Annotated in this window: 9 protein-coding genes; all 9 read left to right on the forward strand. The window is 67.3% G+C overall.

Going from position 1 to position 8,316, the window contains the following annotated elements:
• Nucleotides 1-523 (forward strand): flagellar hook-length control protein FliK (gene fliK / locus C1H66_RS09325; protein WP_146010703.1); only part of this gene is annotated, 523 nt, incomplete at its 5' end.
• Complete coding sequence (locus C1H66_RS09330) at nucleotides 520-807, forward strand: EscU/YscU/HrcU family type III secretion system export apparatus switch protein (protein WP_102627616.1); 288 nt, start codon at nucleotides 520-522, stop codon at nucleotides 805-807. The genes fliK and C1H66_RS09330, both read left to right, overlap by 4 nt.
• Before the next feature lie 317 nt (nucleotides 808-1,124).
• Nucleotides 1,125-1,448, forward strand: a complete 324-nt coding sequence (flhD, locus tag C1H66_RS09335; protein ID WP_102627617.1) for a flagellar transcriptional regulator FlhD — start codon at nucleotides 1,125-1,127, stop codon at nucleotides 1,446-1,448.
• A gap of 3 nt (nucleotides 1,449-1,451) precedes the next feature.
• Nucleotides 1,452-2,036, forward strand: a complete 585-nt coding sequence (gene flhC, locus C1H66_RS09340; RefSeq protein ID WP_102627618.1) for a flagellar transcriptional regulator FlhC — start codon at nucleotides 1,452-1,454, stop codon at nucleotides 2,034-2,036.
• 215 nt (nucleotides 2,037-2,251) lie between these two features.
• Nucleotides 2,252-3,124, forward strand: coding sequence for a flagellar motor stator protein MotA (motA, locus tag C1H66_RS09345; protein WP_102627619.1), 873 nt, complete (start codon nucleotides 2,252-2,254; stop codon nucleotides 3,122-3,124).
• The gene (gene motB, locus C1H66_RS09350) at nucleotides 3,121-4,083 is read left to right on the forward strand and encodes a flagellar motor protein MotB (protein WP_102627620.1); all 963 of its coding nucleotides are present in this window, start codon (nucleotides 3,121-3,123) and stop codon (nucleotides 4,081-4,083) included. Before motA ends, motB begins: the two co-directional genes overlap by 4 nt.
• A gap of 35 nt (nucleotides 4,084-4,118) precedes the next feature.
• Nucleotides 4,119-6,179 (forward strand): chemotaxis protein CheA, encoded by a 2,061-nt coding sequence (cheA, locus tag C1H66_RS09355; protein ID WP_102627621.1) that lies wholly within the window; start codon nucleotides 4,119-4,121, stop codon nucleotides 6,177-6,179.
• Nucleotides 6,176-6,670, forward strand: a complete 495-nt coding sequence (locus C1H66_RS09360; protein ID WP_102627622.1) for a chemotaxis protein CheW — start codon at nucleotides 6,176-6,178, stop codon at nucleotides 6,668-6,670. Before cheA ends, C1H66_RS09360 begins: the two co-directional genes overlap by 4 nt.
• Nucleotides 6,671-6,791: 121 nt before the next feature.
• Nucleotides 6,792-8,316 (forward strand): methyl-accepting chemotaxis protein (locus C1H66_RS09365; RefSeq protein WP_102627623.1); only part of this gene is annotated, 1,525 nt, incomplete at its 3' end.

An 8,316-nucleotide genomic window follows, 5' to 3' on the forward strand; every position in this document is an offset into this window, starting at 1 on the left:
CCTAACGGCAACTGCCGACGGTGGCGTCGAGGGGCGTGACCCCGGCCTGCCGGCGGCGGGTCAGCCGGTGCCGGCCGAGGAGGCGGATCGGCAGGTGCGCGTGGCACGGGAGCCGTTGCACGAGAGCCTGCAGGGTATCGTGCGCCATCAATTGGAGATGCTGTCCATGCCGGTGCTGCGCTGGGAAGGTGACGTCTGGACGGGCATCTTCATGGCGCTGGTGCTGCATCTGCCCGCTGGCCAGCGGGAGGAGGAGGCACCTGACGATGAGGCCGGTCGCCAGGAGCGGGAGTCCCGTGGCTGGCGCTCCGGGATGACGCTGCAGGTGGCCGGCCTGGGTGAGGTGGGGGTCGACCTCTGGCTGCGTGGCGACCGGCTGGATCTCGATCTCGGGGCCCGCGAGCCCGGCGTGTTGCGAGCGCTGGAGCGGGGGGCCGGCCGGCTGACGGCGCGCCTCGAGGCCTGCGGCCTGGTGGATGTCCGGGTGCGGGTCGGGCCACCCGGCCCCGGGGAGGTGTCATGAGCGACACGCCGCCGGAGCGTCGCAAGCGTGCCGTGGCGCTGGCCTATCGCGACGGCGACGATGCGCCGCGGGTGGTGGCCAAGGGCTATGGCGAGCTCGCCGAACGGATCATGGCCGAGGCGAAGCGCCAGGGCATCCACGTGCACGATGCGCCGGAGCTGGTGGCGCTGTTGATGCATCTGGATCTGGACGAACGGATCCCGCCGAGTCTCTACCGGGTCATCGCCGAGTTGCTGGTCTGGGTGCGCGAGATCGCCGAGGAGGCGAGGGATGGGGCCAGATAGCTGTTTGTATTTGTAAAAAAATGTTATTTATTTGTAAAAAACCAAAGTAAGCTTTGTCGTATTATAGACACTAAGCCTTTCCCCTTACGTCAGAAGCATGTTTTTCCTGGTCTTTTTTTGGACCCTGTTGCTGATGGTCTCTTGGCGACCTTCGGAGGTGGAGTTTCGTAGGATTGCAAGGTGGTAATAAATGTACACAATCTGTCAACGGAACTGACGTCCGCGACGACGACCGTGTCGCAAGAGCATGGCCGGGCGGAAATAACAATGACGTCGTGTGTCGATTTTTCACGACCCATACCTTGGCGCAGGGAACCATGAACGATACCAGTCTTCTGGACGAGATCGAGGAGCTCAACCTCGCCTACCTCCTTCTCGCGCAGCGCATGCTGCACGGCGATCGTACCTCGGCGATGTTCCGCCTGAAGATCGACGACGAGATGGCGGATCTACTGCTGTCGCTGAATGCCCGGCAGCTGGCGAAGCTGGCGCGGACCAACCAGTTGCTGTGCCACTTCGGCCACGTGAGCGCCGAGCGGCTGCGCCAGGTGACCCATAACCAGCGCGAGCAGGGCCTGTCCCGTTTCCACGCCGCCCTGCTGATGGCGACTCGCCCGGACGAGCTGGCGATGGGGGCCTGAGTCATGTCGCAGAAGAGTCTGGTCACCGAAATGGAGCAGGTCCAACTGGCCATCGAGCTGATCGAGCTCGGCGCCCGGCTGCAGGTGCTGGAAACCGAAACCGACATCAGCCGCGCCCGGTTGATCAGGCTCTACAAGGAAGTCCGCGGCATGTCGCCGCCCAAGGGGATGTTGCCGTTCTCCACCGACTGGTTCATCACCTGGCTGCCCAACATCCACTCCTCGCTGTTCTACAACATCTACCTGCGGCTGCGGGAGGATCATGGCTGTGAGCGCATGGAGGCCTTCGTGCGGGCCTTCCGGCTCTATCGGGAGCAGGTCCAGATCGATGGCGCCGAGATGGTGCTGGGGCTGACCCGGGCCTGGACCCTGGTGCGCTTCTTCGAGAGCGACCTGTTGCAGCTCTCCGGGTGCACCCGCTGTGGCGGCCACTTCGTCGCCCATGCCCATAGCCCCTCCCACGACTATGTGTGCGGCCTCTGCCAGCCTCCCTCCCGGGCCGGCAAGACTCGCAAGCGGCAGAAGGCCCCGGTCCCGGCCGTGGCCAGCGGCCATGGGCCGAAACCGGCCATTCGCCACCGGGCCTGAGCCCCCCTGATACCCCCAGACGCCCCGCACCGGGGCGTCTTGCTGTCTGGCCCTGCCACCCGATTTTTTCCCGCCGCCCTCCTCAAGTCCGACTCGTCCCTGCCGATAACGGAGATGACGCTCCCGCCGCCATGGCGTGTGCCTGGTGCGGCGGGGACTCGATGGCCCAGTGCCAGCCGCGGGACATGCAACGTTGCGAGAAGAGGACACCGGCAGTGCTGATACCCCTTGGATATATCGTCGTCATCCTCTGCGTGTTCGGTGGCTTCGTGCTGGCCGGCGGCAACCTGGGCCCCCTCTACCAGCCCACCGAGTTCCTGATGATCGGCGGGGCCGGCGTCGGCGCCTTCATCGCCGCCAACAACGGCAAGGCGATCAAGGCCTCCTTCCGGATCTTCCCGAGGCTGCGCCGCTCCAAGAAGTACGACAAGGCGCTCTACATGGAGCTGATGGCGCTGCAGTTCAAGCTGCTCTCGAAGGTGCGCCGCGAGGGGATGCTGGGGATCGAGCGCGACATCGACACCCCCCAGGAGAGCGCCCTGTTCAACGAGCATCCCCAGGTGCTCGCCGATCCCATGATCATGAACTTCCTCACCGACTACCTGCGCCTGATGGTCAGCGGCAGCATGGATCCCATGGAGATCGACGAGCTGATGCTCCACGAGATCGAGGCCTTCGAGCAGGAGGCGCACATCCCCGCCGATGCCATCGCCAAGGTGGGCGACGCCATGCCCGCCTTCGGCATCGTGGCGGCGGTGATGGGGGTGGTGAAGGCCCTCAGTACCGCCGATGCCGCCCCCGACGAGATGGGCGAGATGATCGCCCATGCCCTGGTCGGCACCTTCCTGGGCATTCTCCTCGGCTACGGCTTCATCAATCCGGTGGCGAGTCGCATCGAGCGCCAGGCCAAGGAGGCGGAGAAGATGCTGCAGTGCATCCGCGTGACCCTGCTGGCCAGCCTGCACGGCTATGCCCCGCAACTGGCGGTGGAGTTCGGCCGCAAGGCGCTGCATACCGCCGAGCGTCCCGGCTTCAGCGAACTCGAGGAGTACGTGCGCAACGCCAGGTCGGGTACGGGTAGCGCATGAGTGCGGCGGGGGAGCGGCGGCCGATCATCATCCGCCGCAAGAAGGTGGTCCACCGTCACCATGGCGGCAGCTGGAAGATCGCCCTGGCCGACTTCATGACGGCGTTGATGGCGCTGTTCCTGGTGATGTGGATCCTCTCCGCGGCAAGCCCGGAGCAGCGCGAGGGGGTCGCCGACTATTTCAGCACCCCGCTGGTGGGGGCGATCACCACCGGTGGCGAGCGAGCCACCGGCAGCACTCGCCCGATTCCCGGCGGCGGGCCGGATCCGGCGCACACCGACGGCGAGCGGGCGCGCATCGACATGCGCACCCAGACCCGGCCCAGCGACGAGCAGCGGCGCTTCTTCAGGGACCTGCAGCGGCGCATCGAGGCGGTGATCGAGGCCGACCCCGAGCTGCGCCAGCTGAGGCCGCAGCTGCGCTTCGACCTCACCCAGGAGGGGTTGCGGATCCAGCTGCTGGATACCGAGCAGCGCCCAATGTTCGATCTCGGCAGCGACCGGGTGGCGCCCTACATGCGCGACCTGTTGCGGGCCATCGCCCCGCTGCTCAACGAGCTGCCCAACGACCTGAGCCTCAGCGGCCACACCGACAGCCTGGCCTATCTCAACGGTTACCGGGGCTACAGCAACTGGGAGCTCGCCAGCGGTCGGGCCAATGCCTCGCGCCGCGAGCTGGTGAGCGGGGGGCTGGAGCCGGACAAGCTGCTGCGGGTGTCGGGCCTCGCCGACCGGGTGCCGATGCCGGACACCGACCCGGCCGACCCGATGAATCGGCGCATCGAACTGCTGGTGCTCTTCCCCCAGGTGAGCGAGCGGATCCGTTCGCCCAGCCTGCTGGACGGCCCCGGCATGCCGTCACTGCTGAGACAGCGAGACACCGGCCCCGTCGACCCGGCGCCGGTGGAGCGGTTCACCGACAGCCTGCGCCAGGCCCTCGGTGGCGATCAGGGGCCCTGAGGCCCGTCAACACTACTCCAGGGTGGAAGACGCGGATGGATATCACCGATTTCTACGACACCTTCTTCGAGGAAGCCGAGGAGCTGCTCGCCGACATGGAGCGCTATCTCCTCGAGCTGGATGTCGAGGAGCCGGATGCCGAACAGCTCAATGCGATCTTCCGGGCCGCGCATTCGATCAAGGGCGGTGCCGGGACCTTCGGTTTCGACGTGCTGCAGAAGACGACCCACCTGTTCGAGAACCTGCTCGACCATGCCCGGCGCGGCGAGCTCGCCCTGCGCCGCGACATCGTCGACACCTTTCTGGAAACCAAGGACATGCTTCACGATCAGCTGGATGCCTATCGCAGCGGCACCGAGCCGGATCAGGAGGCCTTCGAGCGCATCTGCAGGACCCTGCAGCGGCTGGCGCTGGAGGAGATCGGCCAGGACCTCGACGGCGGCCCTCCCGCGGCAGGGGCCGTCGCGACGCCGGCGCCCGAACCGGCCCCGGAGGCGCCTCCCGCCGACCCGACACCGGCCGGCGGTGACGGCTGCCAACTGGTGGTGGCCCTGCTGGGGGTGAACGACGAGAACCGTCAACTGCTGGTGGAAGAGCTCGCCCAGCTCGGCGAGGTGCGTGGTCAGTCCGGCGACCAGGCCCGCTACGAAGTGACGCTCGAGACCACGGCCAGCGCCGACGACATCGAGGCGGTGATGTGCTTCATCATCGAGCCCGAGCAGATCGCGGTGCGCGCGCGGGCCGCGATCGGCCAGGAAGCGCCGGCCGCCATCGCCGATGCCCCTGCCGAGCCGGTCGTGGCCGCGAAGACGACGCCACCGGCCAAGCCCAGGCCCGTCGCCAAGGGGGCCGGGGAGTCGACCTCCATCCGGGTCGCGGTGGACAAGGTGGACCAGATCATCAACCTGGTGGGCGAGTTGATCATCACCCAGTCGATGCTCGACCAGACCGTCAGTGAACTCGAAGGCGTGACCGACGGCTCGCTGGTCAACGGCATGAACCTGCTGCAGCGCAACGCCCGGGACCTGCAGGAAGCGGTGATGTCGATCCGCATGATCCCCATGGATTTCGTGTTCAGCCGCTTTCCGCGCGTGGTGCGCGAGACCTCGGGCAAGCTCGGCAAGGAGATCGAACTGGTCACCGAGGGCGAGTCCACCGAGCTCGACAAGAGCCTCACCGAACGCATCATCGACCCCCTCACCCACCTGGTGCGCAACAGCCTCGACCATGGCATCGAACCGCCCGGGGCGCGCGAGGCGGCGGGCAAGCCGCGCACCGGCAGGCTGGTGCTGTCGGCCAAGCACCAGGGCGGCAACATCCTCATCGAGGTGATCGACGACGGTGCCGGCCTCGATCGCGACAGGCTGCTGGCCAAGGCCCGCGAGAACGGCCTGAACGTCTCGGACGCCATGAGCGACGACGAGGTGTGGCAGCTGATCTTCGCCCCCGGCTTCTCCACCGCCAGGGAGGTCACCGACGTCTCCGGCCGTGGCGTCGGCATGGACGTGGTCAAGCGCAACATCCAGGGCATGGGCGGGCATGTGCAGATCATGTCGACGCCGGGCGAAGGGACGACGATCCGCATCGTGCTGCCGCTGACCCTGGCGATCCTCGACGGCATGTCGATCAAGGTGGGCGGCGAGATGTTCATCCTGCCGCTGTCGGCGGTGCTCGAGTCGCTGCAGCCGGCCCGGGAGGACCTCTATGCCATGGCCGGTGACGACGTGGTGCTCAAGGTCCGCGACGAGTACCTGCCGGTGGTGGCGGTCCACGAGGCCCTTGACGTGCCCGACGCCAGGACCGAGCTCACCGAGACCATCGCGGTGATCGTGCAGGGCGAGGGACGCCGCTATGCCCTGCTGGTGGACGACCTGGTCGGCCAGCAGCAGGTGGTGGTGAAGAACCTGGAAACCAACTATCGCAAGGTGCCGGGGGTGTCGGCGGCGACCATCCTCGGGGACGGCAGCGTGGCCCTGATCCTGGATATCACCGGCCTGCATCGCCTCAGCCGCAGCAAGAAGGAGGCGCGCCGGCCCGTGCGTGCCGCTCACTCTCTCGAAGCCTTATCCGACAACCCGCTGGAGACCTCATCATGAACCAGACGAATGACGCGGCCCTGACGGCGGCCGACGCCCACCACCGTGAGTTCCTGGTGTTCTCGCTGGGCGAGGAGGAGTACGCCGTCGATATCCTCAAGGTGCAGGAGATCCGCGGGTACGAGAACGTCACGCGGATCGCCAACGCCCCCGACTTCATCAAGGGCGTCACCAACCTGCGCGGGGTAATCGTGCCGATCGTCGACCTGCGCATCAAGTTCCACCTCGACAGGGTCGAGTACGGCGGCCAGACGGTGGTGATCGTGGTCAACGTCGAGGACCGGATCGTCGGCATCGTGGTCGACGGCGTCTCCGACGTGATGACCCTGTCGCCCGATCAGATCAAGCCGGCCCCCGAGTTCGGGGTCACGCTCTCCTCCGACTTCCTCAGCGGCCTGGGCAGCCTCGAGGATCGCATGCTGGTGCTGGTGGACATCGACAAGCTGCTGACCAGCGACGAGATGGCGCTGGTCGAGCGCGTCAGCGAGTGAACGGCGCCTCCCTTCGGCCTCAAGCGCCGGCGACACGGGCCGATATCCAGCCACGAGTGCCGGTGCGAGGCAGGATGCACCGCGACCACCACACCACCAGATGAGGACGACCGAGGACACCATGCGGGGACTGTCGACGACGAAAAGACTGTGGGGACTGTTGGGCATCATCTGGCTGGCCATGCTGCTGCTGGTCGGCTGGGGCGCCTGGGAGAACCGCCAGACCATGCTCAGCGAGCGCAAGGCGGCGCTCGGTGACACCATCGACATCGCGATGAACGCCATCGCCGGCCAGGCCGAGCGGGTCGCCGACGGCGAGCTCGAGGAGGCCGAGGCCAGGACCCTGGCGGCGGCCATGGTGCGCGACATGACCTATGACCAGGGCCGCGGCTATCTCTATGTCTTCAACGAGGACTACGAACTGCTGGCCCACCCGCGCCTGCCCGTGGGCACCTCCGTCGGTGACTTCCAGAACGACGAGGGACGCTACCTGTTCCGGGAGTTCGTCGAGTCCGTGCACCATGACGACGGCTTCGTCGACTATCTCTGGGCCCACGATGAGCAGGGCGGCCTGGCGGAGAAGTCCTCGTTCCACGCCTACTACGCCCCCTGGGGCTGGGTCGTGGGTACCGGGGTCTACATCGACGACATCGACGCCGCCTTCCGCGCCTCGCTGGTCGGCAACCTGCTCGCGCTGCTGGCGGTGGGGCTGCCGCTGACGGGGTTGATGGGCCTGACGATCCGCGACATCTCCCGGCGCCTCGGCGGCGACCCGCGCTATGCCGCGGAGGTGGTGAGCCATATCGCCGATGGCGACCTGACCCGTGACGTGCGCCTTACCGCGGGCGACCGGCAGAGCCTGCTCTACGACATCGACCGCATGCGCGCCGCGCTGGCCTCGACCATCGGCGAGATCCACCACAGCGCCGACGAGCTCAACCACGCCGTGGGCGAGCTCGGCGCGGGCAACGACGAGCTGGCCACCCGCACCGAGCAGCAGGCGGCGTCGCTGGCCGAGACCGCCTCGAGCATGGAGCAGCTGACCGCCACCGTGAAGCAGAACGCCGATCACGGCGAACAGGCCCGTGAGCTGGCCGGCAGCACGGCGCAGAACGCCGAACGGGGCCGCCAGGCCATGACCAGCGTGATCGACTCCATGTCGGCGATCAACGCGAGCGCCGGCCAGATGACCACCATCGTCGAGACCATCGACGCCATCGCCTTCCAGACCAACATCCTGGCGCTGAATGCCTCCGTCGAGGCCGCCAGGGCCGGCGAGCATGGCCGCGGCTTCGCCGTGGTCGCCGAGGAGGTGCGCAAGCTGGCCAGCCGCAGTGCCGAAGCGGCCCAGGAGATCAAGGGGTTGATCGAGACCTCGGACGGCCAGGTCGCCGAGGGCACCCGTCAGGTGGAGGCGACCGGCAAGATCATCGCCGGCATCGCCCGGGAGATCACCCAGCTCAGCACCCTGGTCGACGAGATCTCCGCCGCCTCCCGGGAGCAGAGCCACGGTATCGAGCAGGTCAACGAGGCGGTCTCCCAGATGGATCGCATGACCCAGCAGAACGCCGGCCTGGTCGAGGAGCACACCGTCGCCTCCCAGCGCCTGGCCGACCAGGGCCAGCGCCTGCGCGAGCACGTGGCGC

Source organism: Halomonas heilongjiangensis (assembly GCF_002879645.1).
GTDB lineage: Bacteria > Pseudomonadota > Gammaproteobacteria > Pseudomonadales > Halomonadaceae > Halomonas > Halomonas heilongjiangensis.

What these genes read in the sequence shown, in the direction of transcription:
- C1H66_RS09330 (WP_102627616.1), top strand. Translation starts at nt 520, where the DNA reads ATGAGCGACACGCCGCCGGAGCGTCGCAAGCGTGCCGTGGCGCTGGCC.
- flhD (WP_102627617.1), top strand. Translation starts at nt 1,125, where the DNA reads ATGAACGATACCAGTCTTCTGGACGAGATCGAGGAGCTCAACCTCGCC.
- flhC (WP_102627618.1), top strand. Translation starts at nt 1,452, where the DNA reads ATGTCGCAGAAGAGTCTGGTCACCGAAATGGAGCAGGTCCAACTGGCC.
- motB (WP_102627620.1), top strand. Translation starts at nt 3,121, where the DNA reads ATGAGTGCGGCGGGGGAGCGGCGGCCGATCATCATCCGCCGCAAGAAG.
- cheA (WP_102627621.1), top strand. Translation starts at nt 4,119, where the DNA reads ATGGATATCACCGATTTCTACGACACCTTCTTCGAGGAAGCCGAGGAG.
- C1H66_RS09360 (WP_102627622.1), top strand. Translation starts at nt 6,176, where the DNA reads ATGAACCAGACGAATGACGCGGCCCTGACGGCGGCCGACGCCCACCAC.